A 15,639-nucleotide genomic window follows, 5' to 3' on the forward strand; every position below is an offset into this window, starting at 1 on the left:
AATTCCGACGGACCCTCATCCGACCCCGCTGCGCGGGGCCACCTTCTCCCACGAGTGGGAGAAGGAAGGGATGCGGCTTTATTTTTCCGCGAGCGCTTCCAGAGCGGCGCCGGTCGTGCGGCAGATTTTCCATTCATGCATGAGCTTTGCGCCCTGCGCTTCATAAAAGGTGATCGAGGGCGCGTTCCAATCCAGCACCGACCATTCGAAGCGGCCGAGTCCCTCCGCGACGCAGCGCCGCGCGAGATGGGCGAGAAGCGCCTTGCCTATGCCGGCGCCGCGAAATTGCGGGCGCACGAAAATATCCTCGAGCCAGATACCGTGCCGGCCGCGAAAGGACGAGAAAGTATAGAACCACAGCGCGAATCCAGCCGGCGCGCCGTCCCATTCGGCGATATCGCAAAAGACGCGCGGAGCGCCGCCGAACAGCGCCTCGGCGAGCGTCTCCTCCGACGCTTCGACCTCATGCGAGAGCTTCTCATAATCTGCGAGCTCGCGCACGAAGGCGGCGACCAGCGCGCTATCCGCGCGCGCGGCGGGGCGGATGTGGATCACGGCTCCTCGTCCTCGGCGGTCTCGTCCGCGACGATCTTTTCCTCGACGATCAACGCCGCGCGCACTAGCCCGCGCACGGAATTGCCGAAATAAAATTCGGCGTCGCCGGAAAAATCCTCGAGCCGCAGCACGGCCTCGCGCGCCTTGCCGCTGGCGAGAAGATGCGCGCGCAATGTTCCCGGCAGCAGTCCGCTGGAGAGCGGCGGCGTCAGCAGCGCGCCGTCTCGCGCGAGAAACACATTGGTGCGCGCGCCCTCGCAAATCTCGTCGCGCTCATTGCGGAACAGCACTTCATCGGCGCGGCAGCGCATCGCCGCTTCGGCCAGCTCGCGCTCATAGAGCTCGCGCCGCGTCGTCTTGTGGCGCAGCATCGGATCATCGGATTCGAAGCGCGCCTCGGCGATGGCGACGCGCCAGATCGTGTCCGGCGTGATCGCGTCGATCGGCAGCGAGCTGGCCTCGAAACGGCCGTCGCGGCCGAGCGCATAGCGCACGCGCAGACGATCATCGAGCGGATCGGCGACCTCGTCGTTCAGCGCCGCGAGAAAGGCCTCGTCGCTATGGAGAAAGCCGAGCGCGCGCGCCGAGGCGGACAGCCGCGCGATATGCTCGTCGAGATAGAGAAAGCCGCCGTCCTGCGTCCACAGCAGCGTTTCGATCAGGCCGAAGTCTTCGCTCCGGTCAGGAATTTCGCCTTGATCAGACATTCCTCATATTCCTCGCGCGCCCGCGAATCGGCCACGACCGCAGAGCCGACGTTGCAGACGAGCTCCCCATCGGGGAAAACTGTGAGCGTGCGGATCGCCACATTGAAACGGATCGCCCCGTCGGGCGCGATGAGGCCGAGCGAGCCGCAATAGACGCCGCGGGGCGCGCATTCGAGATCGCGAATGATCTCCATGGCGCGAATCTTCGGCGCGCCGGTCACGGAGCCGCAGGGAAACAGCCCCGCGAAGAGATCGGCGAGCGTCACGCCCTCGCGCAGCTTCGCCTCTATGCCGGAGGTCATCTGATGCAGCGTCGGATAGGTCTCGACGGTGAAGAGATCGGTCACGCGCACCGAGCCGACCTCGGAGAGGCGCGAGAGATCGTTGCGCAGCAGATCGACGATCATCAAATTTTCGGCGCGGGACTTCTCGTCCTGCGTCAGCAGCGCGGCGCGCGCCATATCCTCGGTCGGCAGAAAGCCGCGGCGCGCGGTTCCCTTCATCGGCCGCGCACGGATAACACCTTCGCAGGCGTCGAAGAAAACCTCCGGCGAGAGCGAGACGATTCTCTCCGCGCCGAGCGCCACCACGCCGCCATAGGCGACCGGCTGGCGCTTGCGCAGCGCGCGATAGAGCGCCGTCGCCTCGCCCTCATAGCGCCCATGCATGGGGAAGGTCAGATTGATCTGATAGACGTCGCCCGCATAGATGAACTCGCGGCAGGCGTCGAAGCGCTCGGTATATTCGGCGAGGCTCCAGGCGGGGGTCAGCGCGACCTCGACCGGCGCAGTCTCGGTCGCCAGCGAGGCGGCGTTGCGCCACTCATATTGGCGCGGCGCGCGAAAGGCGCCGAAGAGCAGCAGCGGCGTGCGCGCCTGGGGCAGGGGGCCGCTCGCGAATTTCGCCTCCAGCGCATAGCCCAGCTCATAGCCGGCGTAGCCCGCGAGAAAGAGCCCGCGCCGAGTCGCCGCCTCCATGCGCGCGAAAGCCGCCGGAACCTCCGCCGCCGTATCGGCGCGGATGATCTCCTCCGGCTCGTCGAAGAGCAAAGCGGCGCCGTTTCGTCCGTCCTCGAAGACGACGAAGGGGCCATCGGGCGCCTTATTGGGGTCGAAAGGCTCGCGCCCGCGAAGCTCGGCGATATGGAACATGAGGGACGCGGCGCTCCGGTTCGGAAAGCCCATCTTATATCAGCCGGGCCTGCGGATGAAGCCGCGAGTTTGGGCGCGTTTCGCGCTCGGCGGCGAGCGCCCGATTCAGGAGCCGGGGCTCTTGGCGAATAGGCAATAGTTGCCTATAAATTGGAGGCGGGAGGCTCGATGCCGACGATCCGCCGTTTCGCCAATTGCAAGATAGCGATCTATGCGGACGATCATCTTCCGCCGCATTTCCATATCGAAGGGCGAGGCTTTCGAGCCTTGATCGAGATCGAGACTTTGGAGGTTCGGGCGGGCGACATTCGCAGAGCCGCTGAGGCGCTCGAATGGGCGGCTGCGAACCGAGAACTGCTGCGGGCCGAATGGAATCGCATCATTCGGAGGGATTGAGCATGGATGACCATGGCCCCAATATCCGCGCGATACGCGCGGGCGACGGCCGCGAGTTGCTGGTGACTTGGAAGGGCGGCGCCGAGAGCCCGGTGGATGTCGGCGCGCATATCGCGCGTTACGCTCTCCTCGCTCCCCTGCGCCAGGATGACGCCGCATTCCGCGCGGTGTCCGTCGGCGAATGGGGCTGGTGCGCCCATTGGAGCGACGAGATGGAAATCGGCTCCGATACGCTCTGGCGTCTGGCGCTGGAACAGGGGAGCGCGCGGCTTCGGCGCTGGCGCGAGGCGCATGGAATGACGCAAGCCGAAGCGGCGTCGGCCTTGGGCGTCAGCCCGCGCATGTGGCGCTATTACGAGGCAGGGGAGCATCTGCTGCCCAAAACCGTCCGTCTCGCTTGCGCCGGCTTCGACGCGAAGGCCAACGCGGCATGAGGCGGCGCGACGAGCTGGACGGTCTTGCCATTCATGGAGAGGCGTCTGAGCTTCTCGACGGCGCGATTTTTTCGAGCAGCTGGATCAGCTGCTCGATCTCGGCCGCGCTCAGCTCGGAAAAGGCGCTTTGCAAGGCGTCGGTCAGCAAGGGAGCAGCGCGTTCCAGCAGCTCTCTTCCCGAATCCGTCAGATGGTGGCGGATCGCGCGACCGGGCCCGCTGATGCGCTCCACGAGGCCGCGCGTCGCCAATTTGCTCACGAGCTCGCCGACGGATTGATCCGTCATCAGGCACGCCTCGGCGAGCGCATGGGTCGATTGCCCCGGATGGGCGCGAATGCGCTCGAGGACGACCCAGAGCGCCATCGTCAGGCCCACGCTCGCCAGAGATCGATCGAAGGCGGCGCTCTTTGCGGTTTGCGCGCGCTTCAGCCCGAGCGCCGCCGCTCTCAATCGGTCATCGATCATATAAGGCTCCTTGTATAACCGTCTCGATCGCTATATAAGGGTCCTTGCATAAGGGCCTTTAATTTTCAGGAGAGCGCTCATGTCCATCGTCGAGTCCGCCGATTCCACGGGCGATACCGCCCGCGTCGCTCTTATAACCGGAGCCACTGCCGGCATGGGGCTCGAAATCGCGCGTCAGCTGGCGGAAAAAGGGTTGAAGGTCGTCATCTGCGCGCGTGACGTCGAGCGCGGCGCCGCCGTCGCGACGGAACTTCGCGCGGGGGGAGGGGATGTTGTCGCGCTCGCGCTGGACGTCACCGATTCCGCCGGCGTCTCGCAGGCCGCGATCCGGCTCGCCGGCGAGATTGGTCGGCTGGACGTGCTGATCAACAATGCGGGGATCGCCAGGGACCAGCACAAGCGTCCGACGGAAACGACATTGCAGGATTTTCGCGAGACCTATGAGACGAACGTCTTCGGCGCGGCCATGGTGACGAACGCGTTTCTGCCGTTGCTCATGAAATCGGACGACGGTCGCATCATAAATCAATCCGCCTTGCTCGGCTCGCACAGCATGACGGCGCGCATGGAGCCGCCTCTGGTGAAGCTCAATTGGCTCGCCTACAACAGCTCGAAAGCGGCGCTGAACTCGATCACGCTGGAATATGCGAAGCATTTGAGAGAGACCTCGGTCAAAGTCTATGCGACCTCGCCGGGGCAGGTCGCGACCGCGCTCAATGGTTATCGCGCGGGCGGGGTGACGCCGGCGGAGGGCGCCGCGGTCGCCGTGCGTCTCGCGACGCTTGACCCGGCGCCGCCGAGCGGCGGCTTCTGGGGGCCTGCCGGGCGACTGGACTGGTAGCGTCGACCCCAGCGGAAAATTGCTCCCTGCCCCGTTGCGCTATATGGAACATCGGAGCTTTCCCTCCCGTCCCGCGAGCGTCCTCATGCCCCATTCTGCCGATCATTCGCCGAGCGAGCGCGGAATGCGCCTGCTCTTCATCGGCGATGTGGTGGGGCGGGCCGGGCGCAAGGCGATACAGGAGCGGCTGCCGGAGCTGCGCCGTCGCTGGGCGCTCGATTTTATCGTCGTCAATGGCGAGAACGCCGCCGGCGGCTTCGGCATAACCGAGGCCATTTGCGACGAGATGCTCGCCGCCGGCGCCGATTGCATCACCACCGGCAATCACGCCTTCGATCAGCGCGAGGCGCTGGTTTTCATCGAGCGCCAGCCGCGGCTGCTGCGCCCCGTGAATTATCCGCCCGGAACGCCCGGCCGCGGCGCCAATCTCTACACGGCGGAGAACGGCCGCCAGGTGCTAGTCGTGAACGTCCAGGGCCGCGTATTCATGGATGCGCTGGACGATCCTTTCGCCGCCATTGAGCGGGAAGTGGGCGCCTGTCCGCTGGGCATGGCTTGCGACGCTCTCATCGTCGACATACATGCCGAAACGTCCAGCGAGAAAATGGCCATGGGCCATTTCGTCGACGGACGCGCCTCTCTGGTGGTGGGCACGCACACCCATGTGCCGACGGCGGACGGGCAGATCCTGCCCCATGGCACGGCCTATATGACCGACGCTGGCATGACCGGAGACTATGATTCGGTCATCGGCATGGAGAAGGAGGAGCCGCTGCGCCGCTTCACCCGCAAAACGCCGGGCGCCCGTTTCGAGCCCGCCCAGGGCGAGGCGACGCTCTGCGGCGTTGCGGTGGAGCTTTCGGCCGATGGCCTCGCGCGGCGCATCGCGCCGGTGCGGATCGGCGGCCGGCTGGCGCAGGCCAAGCCGGACTTCTGGCAGGAGGAGGACGAGGCCCGGGCAGGGCGGCTCGTCGAAGCGATCGGAGCGCCAAGGCGATGAGATGGGATCAGCTCGGCCAGTCCGACAACATCGAGGATCGACGCAGCCAGGATTACGCCGACGCCGGCGCGGGGCCGAGCTTCGGCGGCGGCGGCGGGCTCGGTCTCGGCACGATCGTCATTCTCGGCGTCCTCGCCTATGCGTTCGGCATAAATCCGGCGCTGCTGATCGGCGGCGCGGAAGTGCTCAGCAATATGCGCGGCGGCGGACAGGTGGCGCAGCAGCGGCTCGATCGCCCGACGCGTCAGGCGCCGACGGGCGCGCCGGCCGATCGCCAGGGTCAGTTCATCTCCGCCGTGCTCGCCGGCAATGAGCGCGTGTGGTCGCAGATTTTGCCCGAGCAAAAGGGCATTCGCTTCACCCCGGCGCGGCTCGTTCTGTTCAACGGCGTCACCGGCTCGGCCTGCGGACGCGCGCAATCGGCCATGGGGCCATTCTATTGCCCGGTCGATCAGAAAATCTATCTCGACACCTCGTTTTTCCGCGACATGGATCGGCGCTTCGGCGGCGGCGGCGATTTCGCTTATGCCTATGTGATCTCCCATGAGATGGGCCATCACATCGAGAATCTGCTCGGCATTCTGCCCAAGGTGCAGCGCGCGCAGCAGATGGCGTCGAGCCGCTCCGAGTCCAATAATCTCTCGGTCCGCGTCGAGCTGATGGCCGATTGCCTCTCCGGCGTCTGGGCCGCGCACGCCGATCAGAATTGGAAGATTCTCGAGAAGGGCGACATCGAAAAGGCGATCAACACCGCGCAGGCGATCGGCGACGATCGTCTCCAGCGTTCCGCGCAGGGCTATGCGGTGCCGGACAGCTTCACCCATGGCTCCTCGGCGCAGCGCGTCGAATGGTTCCAGCGCGGTCTGCAGACCGGCAAGATCGACGCCTGCAATACATTCACGGCGCAGCGCTAGTGTCCCGTCTCATAAATTTGTAGCCATGTCTCCGCGATCATGATTCTTTGGTCCCAATGGAGATTCGGAGGGGCGGACATGGCGAAGGGCAGAGCGACCAAAGCGACCAAGATCGAGCTGAGCGAGGTCGAACGGGAAAACCTCAACCGGCTCGTTCGGCGACGCAAGGTAGCGCGCGGGGATGCGCAGCGCGCGGAGATCGTGTTGCGGGCCGCCGAGGGGCTCAACAACTGCGAGATCGCGGCCGCGGTCGGCGTAACACGGCAGACCGTGCGCACATGGCGCGAGCGTTTCGCCAAGCACCGTCTCGATGGTCTCGACGATGAACCGCGCTGTGGCGCGCCACGCAAGATCGGCGACGACCGCGTCGAAGAGATCGTGACCAAGACACTTGAAACGCAGCCCAAGAACGCGACGCACTGGAGCACGCGCGGCATGGCGAAAGCATCGGGCGTGTCGACTTCGTCGGTGCATCGCATTTGGCGTGCGTTCTCCCTGCAACCACATCGCACCGAGACCTTCAAGCTTTCGACCGACCCGCAATTTGTCGAGAAAGTGCGCGACATCGTTGGTCTCTATCTCGATCCGCCCGACAAGGCGCTGGTGATATGCGTCGATGAAAAGAGCCAAATACAAGCGCTCGATCGAACGCAGCCGTTGCTGCCGATGCGCCCCGGACAGGTCGAGCGGCGCACGCACGACTACGACCGGCACGGCACAACGACGCTATTTGCCGGCTTCATCGCGGCTGTCACGGCCGAGACGGCCGTGAAGGCTGGCAGCGTGATCGGCACGTGCATGCCGCGCCATCGCGCGCAGGAGTTCCGCAAGTTTCTCGATGAAGTCGAGCGCAATGTTCCCTCCGGCCTCGACATTCATGTCGTGATGGACAATGCTTCGAGCCACAAGACGCAAATGATCCGCAGATGGTTCGCCAAGCGGCCGCACTGGCACATGCATTTCACTCCGACATCGTCGTCGTGGATCAATCAGGTCGAACGCTTCTTTGCGCTTCTGGCCGAGAAGCAGATCAAGCCAGGCGCGCACAAGTCTGTCAAAGACCTCATCGCCGCTATCAAGGCTTTCCTCGCCCAACAGAACGCCGATCCGAAACCGCTGCGCTGGACCAAGTCAGCCGACGACATCCTGGCGTCAATCGAACGCTTCTGTCGTCGTACAATCGACCTCCACGCGAAAGCTGGATAGAAATTTCTGAATCAGGACACTAGCGTCTCGCATCATTGTTCGACTGAGAAGCGAGCCTTCAGGCTCGCGGTCCAAAGCGCTCCCTGGACCGCGAGCCTTAGAGGCTCGCTCTTCGAAGCGGTTTCGATTTTGCGGAGATCGATTGCAATGCCCGACCAGCTCATTCCCAGAGCGCATCTGTTCGGCAATCCGACCAAGGCGGGGACGCGGCTGAGCCCGGACGGGCGGCGGCTCGCCTGGCTGCAGCCCGATGCGGGCGTGCTCAATATTTTCGTTGCGCCGCTCGATCGTCTCGAGGATGCGCGCGTCGTCACCCATGATCGCAAGCGCGGCGTGCGGAACTTCTCCTGGGCCTATGACGGCCACAGCCTGCTCTACATGCAGGACGAGGGCGGCGACGAGAATTTTCACGTCTATGTCGTCGACTCCGAGGGCGGACCCGCGCGCGATCTCACGCCTTTCGAGGGCGTCGCCGCGCGCGTCAGCGGAACCAGCCGCAAGATTCGCGATCGAATCCTTCTTTCGATCAACCGCCGCGACAAGCGCTTTCACGATCTCTATTCGGCGATCCTCGCCACCGGCGAATTGACGCTGGTGCAAGAAAATCCAGGCTTCGCCGGCTTCATCCATGACGACGATCTCACGCCGCGCCTCGCGCTGCGCAGCGGCAAGGATGGAAGCAGCGCGATTTTGCGTCCCGACGGCGCCGGCGGCTGGAGCCAATGGATCATCTTCTCGCCGGAGGATGCGCGCACATCATCGCCGCTGCATCTCGACGCCGCGGCGAAGACGTTGTTCTTGCGCGACAGCCGCGGGCGCGACAAGGCGGCGCTGTTTCGCGTCGATGTCGCCTCTGGCGAAACCAAGCTCATCGCCGAGAGCGACAAGGCCGATCTCGGTCATGTCATCGCCGATCGCGATAGCTATGAGCCGCTCGCCTATAGCGTCGAGCGCGAGCGCTTCGAATATGTCGCGCTCGACGATCGCATAAAGGCGGATATCGATTTTCTGAACGCGCGCGACATCGGCGATTGGAGCATCGGCAGCCGCACTGAGGACGATTCGCTCTGGACCGTCTCGGCGCAATCCGACACCAGCCCATCCGCTTCCTATCTCTATGATCGCCGCGCGAAGAGCCTGCGCCTGCTGCATCATGCGCGGCCGCAGCTCATCGGCGCGCCGCTGCGGCCCATGCGGCCGGTGACGATCAAATCGCGCGATGGGCTCGATCTCATCTGCTATCTCACTCTGCCGCAGACGGCGGAGGCGAAGGCGCCGCAGCCCATGGTGCTCTATGTGCACGGCGGACCGTGGGGGCGCGATTCCTTCGGCTATAACGCCACGCATCAATGGCTCGCCAATCGCGGCTACGCCGTGCTCAGCGTGAATTTCCGCGCCTCGACCGGGCTGGGAAAGGCCTTCGTCAACGCCGGCGATCACGAATGGGGCCGGCGCATGGACGATGATCTCAACGACGCCGTCGATTGGGCGATAAGGCAGGGCGTCGCCGATATGAGCCGCATCGCCATAATGGGCGGCAGCTATGGCGGCTACGCTACGCTGGTCGGCCTCACGCGCAATCCGCAGCGCTATGCTTGCGGCGTCGATGTCGTCGGCCCGTCCAATCTCGAGACGTTGATCGCGACCATTCCGCCCTATTGGGAATCTGCGCGCGCGCAATTGGTGAAGGCGCTCGGCGATCCGGCGACGGAGGAGGGGCGCGCGCTGCTGCGCGAGCGCTCGCCGCTCAATTTCGCCGATCGTCTCGCCAAGCCGCTGCTGATCGCGCAAGGCGCCAATGATCCGCGCGTGAAAAAGGCCGAGGCCGAGCAGATGGTGGCGGCGCTGGAAGCCAAGAAGATTCCCGTCGCCTATCTGCTCTATCCCGACGAGGGCCATGGCTTCGCGCGGCCGGAGAATGCGCTCTCCTACCACGCCGTCGCGGAGAATTTCCTCGCCCGTCATCTCGGCGGCCGCGCCGAGCCGGTGCGCGCGGAGGAGCTTGCTGCGAGCAGCCTGAAGATAGAGAAGGGCGCGTCGGAGCTGGCGTTGCCATGAAGCGAGCCTGACGTTACGTCAGATCGCGCGGCGGGCTTTCGTCGTCAGCTCGGTCGCGCGCAGCTTTTTGGCGAGCGTCGCCAGATCGCCGGCGGCGCCGAAATCCTCGCGCCGCGCGACGAGGCCCACCGCTTCCGCCAGCCGTGGCGCGATGCGCGTCAGCAGCGAGCTGGGCGCCGCGCGCAGCACCAGCGCGCGGCCCTGCTCGCCATAGGACAGAGCGTCGCGCAATTCATCGACGAAGCCGCGCTCCGGCGCATGGCCGGCGCGCAGAACCAGCACATCGGGATAGCGCATCGCCGGCAGCGCGCGGGCGAGGCCGGAACGCGCGTCGACGGCTTCCACCAGCCCGCAGCCCGCCTCCTCGGCGATGATGCCGAGGCCGGAGTCGGGCGGCCCCACCAGCACGGCGTCGGCGACGAGGCCGGCGACGCAGGCGTCGATGAGCGAGGCGAGCGTGCGCACGATCGCGTCGCGCTCGGCCGATTCCCGGGCGCGCCCGCCCGTCGCCGGGGGCGTGTCGAATGCGAGTATGACGGCCGAGAGCATGAGCGTCGCCAGAGAGAGCGCCTGTCGTAAGACGCTCATATCCCACATTTTCGCCATGCTCGGCAAATGCGCCGCGTCAGGCCCGCCAAATGCGCCGCGTCAGCTTCGCAACGAGTCGAATGTCGAGCCGATCTCGGCGGCGGCGAAATCCGCTATGGCCGCGGGCAGCAGCGGGTCCTCGCCCGCGATCCAGCGCCGCTCGGCGTCCGCATCGTCGAGCGCTATGGCGACGGCGCCATTGAGCTCATAGAGGCGCCAGGCGAGGCTCGCCGAGCGCAGCGATGACATCAGCGCATTCTGCACCATGCTGCGGACCATGAGATGCGGCGTCGAGACGGCGGTGTCGGCGTCATGGCCGCTGGTCGCGGCGATGCAGGCGTTCTTGTCATAGGAGGCGTGGCCGCGGCAGGCGAGCGGCCGCAGCCGATAGAGCAGGCAGAGGCCGGCCTCTATGTAAGGGCAGGGCTGGCGCAGCGCCATGCGCGCGCTCTCCGAGCAGCCATTGGCGAAAGCGTTGATCGCCCCTATGCGCCCCGGCAGATCGACGCCGCGCTGCGCCAGCGCGCGCTGATTGGCGTTGACGAAACGCGCGATGAGAAACACCTCGGGAGCCGTGGCGACGACGCGCAGCACGCAGCAGGCGGGACAATCGCCGGCGCAGGCGATGGCCGGCGCGCCTTCCGTCTGAATGACGAGATTGCCCTCGAAGCTGTCGAAGGCCTGGAGGCACAGCGCGCCGATGAACTCCGGCCGCGCGCGGCGTTCGCGGATCGTCGCGTCGAAGGCGTCGGCCATAGCGTTGAAGAAGGAGGAGGGGCCGTCGGCGGTCGGTGTCGGATCGGTCATGGGCGCGCTCGGGTCGTGGCTCTCGTTGATGTTATGTAAACATGATACATAACGATGAGCAAGCCGCCGAGTCCCCCAAAATGTCGGCGGCCGGAACTCGCATCCTGCTCGCGCGTTTTCTACCGCTTCGGGGCCGGGCGCGCAAAGGGGAGGACGTCATGGGACGAAACCTGTCGAAACTGGCCGCGGCCGCCGTCGCAGTCTTCGGCGTCGCCGGCGCTGCGCAGGCGCATAATGATTTCACCGATCGCGCGGAATATTACGCCGCCACGCCGCAGGCCCCGGCCTATTACGAGCCGCAATATTATTATGCTTATCCGAGCTATTCGGAGCCGTATTATTCAGGGCGCTCGATCTATGTCGCGCCCCGGCGCAGGTGGCGCGATCGATAGGCGGGGATGTCTAAAGAGCGCGAGGCGCGAGCTTCAAAACTCGACCTCGAGCTCCTCGATCTCTTCCTTCTCGAGCAGCGCGGCCGCGATCCATTCCTGCATCGCCGGCAATTCGAAAATGCGGTCGCAATAGGCCTGGCTGACGTCGTCCAGCGGAACGTCGTAAGTGCGAAAGCGCGTCGCCACCGGCGCGTACATGGCGTCGGCCATGGAGAGCTGGCCGAAGAGATAAGGCCCGCCATAGGTCTCGAGGCATTCGCGCCAGATCTGCGTGACGCGCGCGATGTCGCCTTGCGCCTTCGACCAGACCTTGAACTTGGGGAAATGGCCTTTCAGATTCATCGGCAGCGCCGAGCGCAGCGAGGTGAAGCCCGAGTGAATCTCGCCGCAGATGGAGCGGCAATGCGCGCGGCGCATGCGATCGGTCGGCAATAGTCCCGCCGTCGGCGCGATCTCGTTCAAGAACTCTCCGATCGCCAGAGTGTCCCAAATCTTCGCGCCGTCATGCGTGAGGCATGGCACGAGGATGGACGGCGACAGCAGGAGTATTTCCGCGCGCGCCGCGACATCGTCGGGGCTGACGACGATTTCCTCGAAAGCGACGCCGGAGAGCTTGGCCATCAGCCAGCCCCGCAAGGACCAAGACGAATAGTTTTTGCTGCTGATCGTGAGCGTCGTCGTCGCCGCCGTTTTCGCCGCCATGAGAAACGCTTCCTCCTTTTCCTTTGGTGGACTGTGCAGCAAGCGCTGTGCCATGCTAGAGCCCGTCCATGGCACGGGGCTTGCTCGACCTGCCCCATCGGTAACGGAAGGTTTCGCTCAGCCGCATGATGTATGACGCATATCAGAGCTACGCCGACGTGAGCAATCGACTTCGTCTGGCGGCGGCGAGCGGCGAGCGACTGGCTCGCCTATGGAAATCGACGCCTTACGCCTCGCCTTTGCGGTGCTTCGAGGCTTATTGCGAGCTGGTCTCGCTGCTCGGCTTCACGCATGTGCGTCCCGACTATGGCGTCACGCAGATCACGACACACAATGGCGCCGTTATCGACGTGATAGAGGAGCCGGTCTATTCGACGCCCTTCTGCCAGCTGCTGCGCTTCGTGCGCAAGGATGCGGAAAATCTCCCGCGCGTGCTGCTCGTCGCGCCCATGTCCGGGCATTTCGCGACTCTGCTGCGCGGCACGATCCGCACGCTCGCGCAGGACCACGACGTCTACGTCACCGACTGGATCAACACGCGCGACATACCGCTCTCGCAGGGCGTTTTCGGCATGGACGAGTTCGTCCAGCATCTGATCGATTTTCTGCGCTTCCTCGGCCCGCCCGCCCATGTCGTCGCGGTCTGCCAGCCGACGGTCGCCGCGCTCTCCACCGTCTCGATAATGGCCGAGGACAATGACCCCGCGCAGCCGGCGAGCCTGACGCTGATGGCTGGACCGCTCGATGTCAGCGTGTCGCCGACCAAGGTCAATGAATTCGCCGTCTCCAAGCCGATCGAATGGTTTCACAACAATGTGATCGGCACTGTGCCGCGGATGCTGCCGGGGGCGGGGCGGCGCGTCTATCCAGGCTTTCTGCAAATCTCCGGCTTCATGAGCATGAACGCCGAGCGCCACGCCAACGCTTTCATCGATCTCTTCCGCCATCGCGTCGAAGGCGATCACGAGAAGGCGGACCGCATCCGCACCTTCTATGAGGAATATTTCGCGATCATGGACCTCGATGCGGATTTCTATCTGCAGACGATCGAGACCGTCTTCCACAAAAATGCCCTTTCTGCAGGCAGTCTGCTTTTTAAAGGGCGCAAGGTGACGCCGCGCGCGATCAAGAAGACCTTCCTGCTCACGGTGGAGGGCGAGAAGGACGATATTTGCGCCGTGGGCCAGACGCTCGCCGCCCAGGATATGTGCAGCGGCCTGCGTCCCTATATGAAGTCGCACCATTTGCAGGCTGGCGTCGGCCATTATGGCGTCTTCAACGGCAAGCGCTGGGACAATCAGATCTACCCCGTGGTGCGCGACCACATCCAGAACAGCCTGTGAGCGGGCGAAGGCTGCGCTCGCCGCGCCTTCCCTGACGAAGCTTCTTTGAGCAAAGTGGCGAGACGGTCGGTGCGGATATTTGTCCGCGGCGGGCGCGAGCCTGTCTCCATCGGAGCGCCCAATCGGCAGGCGGCCCGCTTTTCAGAAGGCGCGCGGCGGGGCCGCTCCATCCGTTGCAGCGACAATCAGGACAGCCTGCGCCGGGCCGGCCGAGGCCGGGACTGTGACAAATTGTTGCAGGGCGTCACGGCGGCGCCGCAAGGGCGCGGGCAGGGCGTTCGCCGGGGGTGGATGACCTCATATAAATATCTGAATTATAATAATATATAGTGGCTGTTGAGGCATCGTGAAGGTTACTGGATCATTACGTTCCTCTATAGCCCGACGGGAATTTTTCCTTGAAGTTTTTGTGCGGCGCAATATTCTAAGTTCACTGAATTTCGGCCCGCTCCGTCGGGCATCGTTCCCGCGCCGCGCCGCCGAAATCGTAATTTAGAGAAGCCTTCCGACCCGTTCGACGGTGGCTGCGAAGGCGAGACGAGGTCACTATGGAATCGATCAAGACTTGGTTTCAGGACTGGTCCGACGCCTGCGAATACGCCAAGGAATGCGCGCCCGACCTGTCTTTCCTCCCCGGCGAGCCCTTCACCGCGCTTTTCGGCATCGCCGCCGTCTGCTTCCTCGTCTGGTGGTGGAACGAGCGTTCCCTGCGCGCCAAAATGGCGATCGTCGCCAGCGCCTGGGCCACGCCGCTGCAGGTCGAGGCTCCCGCGAGCCCGGTCGCCACTCCTGACCGCGCATGGGCTCTCACCCCGGCCGCTCTGAAGCGCGCCGCTTGATCTCACCCGGCGGGCGGCGGCGCGAAAGCGCAGGCCGCCCGATCGCTTTCGGGCGAAAGGTCGACAGGGCGCCGGCCATAGGCTAGGCGTGGAGCAGGACTCCGCCGGATACGCCGCCGCGATGCGCATCGACTCACGCCACTACCGCACCATCTGGGAAAACGCCGACGGAAGCGTCGAGGCGATCGACCAGACCAAGCTCCCCCACAGATTCGAGACCAAAAGGCTCGCCTCGCTCGACGACGCCGTCGCCGCGATCGCGACCATGGTCGTGCGCGGCGCGCCGCTGATCGGCGTCACCGGCGCCTATGGGCTGGCGCTCGCCGCGGCCGTCGATCCGAGCGACTCGGCGCTGGACGAGGCCCATGCGCGGCTCGCCGCGGCGCGCCCCACGGCCGTCAATTTGCGCTGGGCGCTCGACCGCATGCGTAGGTTGCTGCTTTCCGCGGCTCCCTCGGACCGGCGCGCGCTGGCCTTCGGCGAGGCGGCCGCCATCGCCGATGAGGATGCGCTCTGCTGCGAGGCGATCGCCGACCATGGCGCGACGCTGATTTGCGCCGCCGCCGCCGAGCATCCGGGCCGGCCGGTCAATATTCTCACCCATTGCAACGCCGGCTGGCTCGCCGCCGTCGATTGGGGTACGGCGCTCGCGCCCATCTACAAGGCGGCGCGCGATGGAATCGACCTGCATGTGTGGGTCGACGAGACGCGGCCGCGCAATCAAGGCGCGAGCCTCACCGCCTTCGAGCTTTCGGGCGAAGGGATTCCCCACACCGTCATCGCCGACAACACGGGCGGCCATCTGATGCAGCACGGGCTCGTCGATCTCTGCATCGTCGGCAGCGACCGCACGACGCGCATCGGCGATGTCTGCAACAAGATCGGCACCTATCTGAAGGCGCTCGCCGCGCATGACAATGGCGTGCCCTTCTATGTCGCCCTGCCGAGCTCGACAATCGATTGGGCGATGCGCGACGGCGTCGCCGAAATCCCGATCGAGCAGCGCGATGCGAGCGAGGTGACGCATATCTCCGGCCTCGCCGACAATGGCGCAGTGACGCGCGTGCAAGTGACGCCGAAAGGTTCGCCCGCCGCCAATTACGCTTTCGACGTGACGCCTGCGCGCCTCGTCGGCGCGTTGATAACGGAGCGCGGCGTGTGCGCCGCGAGCGAGGCGGGACTGCGCGGATTGTTTCCTGATTTAGCGTAACCGATGTGCGCGATTCCTTCTCCCACTCGT

18 protein-coding genes are annotated in these 15,639 nt (G+C 65.0%); 11 read left to right on the forward strand and 7 right to left on the reverse strand.

Annotation, left to right across the window (positions count from 1 at the left end):
• Positions 1-78: 78 nt before the first annotated feature.
• Genes K369_RS08760 through K369_RS08770 form a run of 3 tightly spaced genes read right to left on the reverse strand, consistent with a single transcriptional unit; the run spans position 79 to position 2,413 of the window.
• Positions 79-555 (reverse strand): GNAT family N-acetyltransferase, encoded by a 477-nt coding sequence (locus K369_RS08760; RefSeq protein ID WP_036289939.1) that lies wholly within the window; start codon positions 553-555, stop codon positions 79-81.
• Positions 552-1,262 carry an aminotransferase class IV family protein gene (locus K369_RS08765; protein WP_036289941.1) on the reverse strand — a complete coding sequence of 237 codons (711 nt, stop codon included), beginning with the start codon at positions 1,260-1,262 and terminating at the stop codon, positions 552-554. Before K369_RS08765 ends, K369_RS08760 begins: the two co-directional genes overlap by 4 nt.
• Positions 1,214-2,413, reverse strand: coding sequence for an aminodeoxychorismate synthase component I (locus K369_RS08770; protein ID WP_036289944.1), 1,200 nt, complete (start codon positions 2,411-2,413; stop codon positions 1,214-1,216). Before K369_RS08770 ends, K369_RS08765 begins: the two co-directional genes overlap by 49 nt.
• A gap of 168 nt (positions 2,414-2,581) precedes the next feature.
• Here K369_RS08770 and K369_RS08775 point away from each other — a divergent pair, with 168 nt between their 5' ends.
• Together K369_RS08775 and K369_RS08780 are read left to right on the forward strand one after the other, a co-directional pair.
• A complete protein-coding gene (locus K369_RS08775; protein ID WP_036290455.1) occupies positions 2,582-2,809 on the forward strand; it encodes a DUF4160 domain-containing protein in 228 nt (75 codons plus the stop codon).
• Positions 2,810-2,811: 2 nt separating this feature from the next.
• Positions 2,812-3,243 (forward strand): helix-turn-helix transcriptional regulator, encoded by a 432-nt coding sequence (locus K369_RS08780; protein ID WP_051949159.1) that lies wholly within the window; start codon positions 2,812-2,814, stop codon positions 3,241-3,243.
• A gap of 31 nt (positions 3,244-3,274) precedes the next feature.
• On the opposite strand, the gene K369_RS08785 is transcribed toward K369_RS08780, so the two are convergent.
• Positions 3,275-3,709, reverse strand: a complete 435-nt coding sequence (locus tag K369_RS08785; protein ID WP_036289947.1) for a MarR family winged helix-turn-helix transcriptional regulator — start codon at positions 3,707-3,709, stop codon at positions 3,275-3,277.
• Between the two features lie 79 nt (positions 3,710-3,788).
• Between K369_RS08785 and K369_RS08790 the strand changes: the two genes are divergently transcribed.
• From K369_RS08790 to K369_RS08810, 5 genes are all read left to right on the forward strand, one after another.
• Positions 3,789-4,550 (forward strand): SDR family oxidoreductase, encoded by a 762-nt coding sequence (locus K369_RS08790; protein WP_051949160.1) that lies wholly within the window; start codon positions 3,789-3,791, stop codon positions 4,548-4,550.
• A 124-nt stretch (positions 4,551-4,674) separates the two neighbouring features.
• The gene (locus tag K369_RS08795) at positions 4,675-5,550 is read left to right on the forward strand and encodes a TIGR00282 family metallophosphoesterase (RefSeq protein ID WP_051079654.1); all 876 of its coding nucleotides are present in this window, start codon (positions 4,675-4,677) and stop codon (positions 5,548-5,550) included.
• Entirely contained in the window at positions 5,547-6,464 is a 918-nt protein-coding gene (locus tag K369_RS08800) for a neutral zinc metallopeptidase (RefSeq protein WP_036289950.1), read from the forward strand. The genes K369_RS08795 and K369_RS08800 overlap by 4 nt, the downstream gene beginning before the upstream one ends.
• Before the next feature lie 78 nt (positions 6,465-6,542).
• The gene (locus K369_RS08805) at positions 6,543-7,670 is read left to right on the forward strand and encodes an IS630 family transposase (protein ID WP_036289952.1); all 1,128 of its coding nucleotides are present in this window, start codon (positions 6,543-6,545) and stop codon (positions 7,668-7,670) included.
• A gap of 147 nt (positions 7,671-7,817) precedes the next feature.
• Entirely contained in the window at positions 7,818-9,728 is a 1,911-nt protein-coding gene (locus K369_RS08810; RefSeq protein ID WP_036289955.1) for a S9 family peptidase, read from the forward strand.
• Positions 9,729-9,746: 18 nt separating this feature from the next.
• Here the strand turns inward: K369_RS08810 and K369_RS08815 are convergent, their stop codons facing one another.
• Entirely contained in the window at positions 9,747-10,316 is a 570-nt protein-coding gene (locus tag K369_RS08815; protein WP_245278142.1) for a transposase, read from the reverse strand.
• A 60-nt stretch (positions 10,317-10,376) separates the two neighbouring features.
• Positions 10,377-11,123: a hypothetical protein gene (locus K369_RS08820; RefSeq protein ID WP_036289958.1), complete on the reverse strand. Its 747-nt coding sequence runs from the start codon at positions 11,121-11,123 to the stop codon at positions 10,377-10,379.
• Positions 11,124-11,281: 158 nt separating this feature from the next.
• Between K369_RS08820 and K369_RS08825 the strand changes: the two genes are divergently transcribed.
• Positions 11,282-11,515 (forward strand): hypothetical protein, encoded by a 234-nt coding sequence (locus K369_RS08825; protein WP_156967810.1) that lies wholly within the window; start codon positions 11,282-11,284, stop codon positions 11,513-11,515.
• Between the two features lie 33 nt (positions 11,516-11,548).
• Here the strand turns inward: K369_RS08825 and K369_RS08830 are convergent, their stop codons facing one another.
• The gene (locus tag K369_RS08830) at positions 11,549-12,217 is read right to left on the reverse strand and encodes a glutathione S-transferase family protein (protein WP_036290469.1); all 669 of its coding nucleotides are present in this window, start codon (positions 12,215-12,217) and stop codon (positions 11,549-11,551) included.
• Between the two features lie 125 nt (positions 12,218-12,342).
• On the opposite strand from K369_RS08830, the gene K369_RS08835 reads away from it, so the two are divergent.
• The 3 genes from K369_RS08835 to mtnA all read left to right on the forward strand — a co-directional run bounded on the left by K369_RS08835 (position 12,343) and on the right by mtnA (position 15,609).
• The gene (locus K369_RS08835; RefSeq protein ID WP_371033305.1) at positions 12,343-13,560 is read left to right on the forward strand and encodes a polyhydroxyalkanoate depolymerase; all 1,218 of its coding nucleotides are present in this window, start codon (positions 12,343-12,345) and stop codon (positions 13,558-13,560) included.
• Positions 13,561-14,108: 548 nt separating this feature from the next.
• On the forward strand, positions 14,109-14,399 hold the full coding sequence (locus tag K369_RS08840; RefSeq protein WP_036289966.1) for a hypothetical protein: 291 nt from the start codon (positions 14,109-14,111) through the stop codon (positions 14,397-14,399).
• Between the two features lie 121 nt (positions 14,400-14,520).
• Positions 14,521-15,609, forward strand: a complete 1,089-nt coding sequence (gene mtnA, locus K369_RS08845) for an S-methyl-5-thioribose-1-phosphate isomerase (protein WP_036290472.1) — start codon at positions 14,521-14,523, stop codon at positions 15,607-15,609.
• Positions 15,610-15,639: the final 30 nt, after the last annotated feature.

Source organism: Methylosinus sp. PW1 (assembly GCF_000745215.1).
Classification (GTDB): domain Bacteria; phylum Pseudomonadota; class Alphaproteobacteria; order Rhizobiales; family Beijerinckiaceae; genus Methylosinus.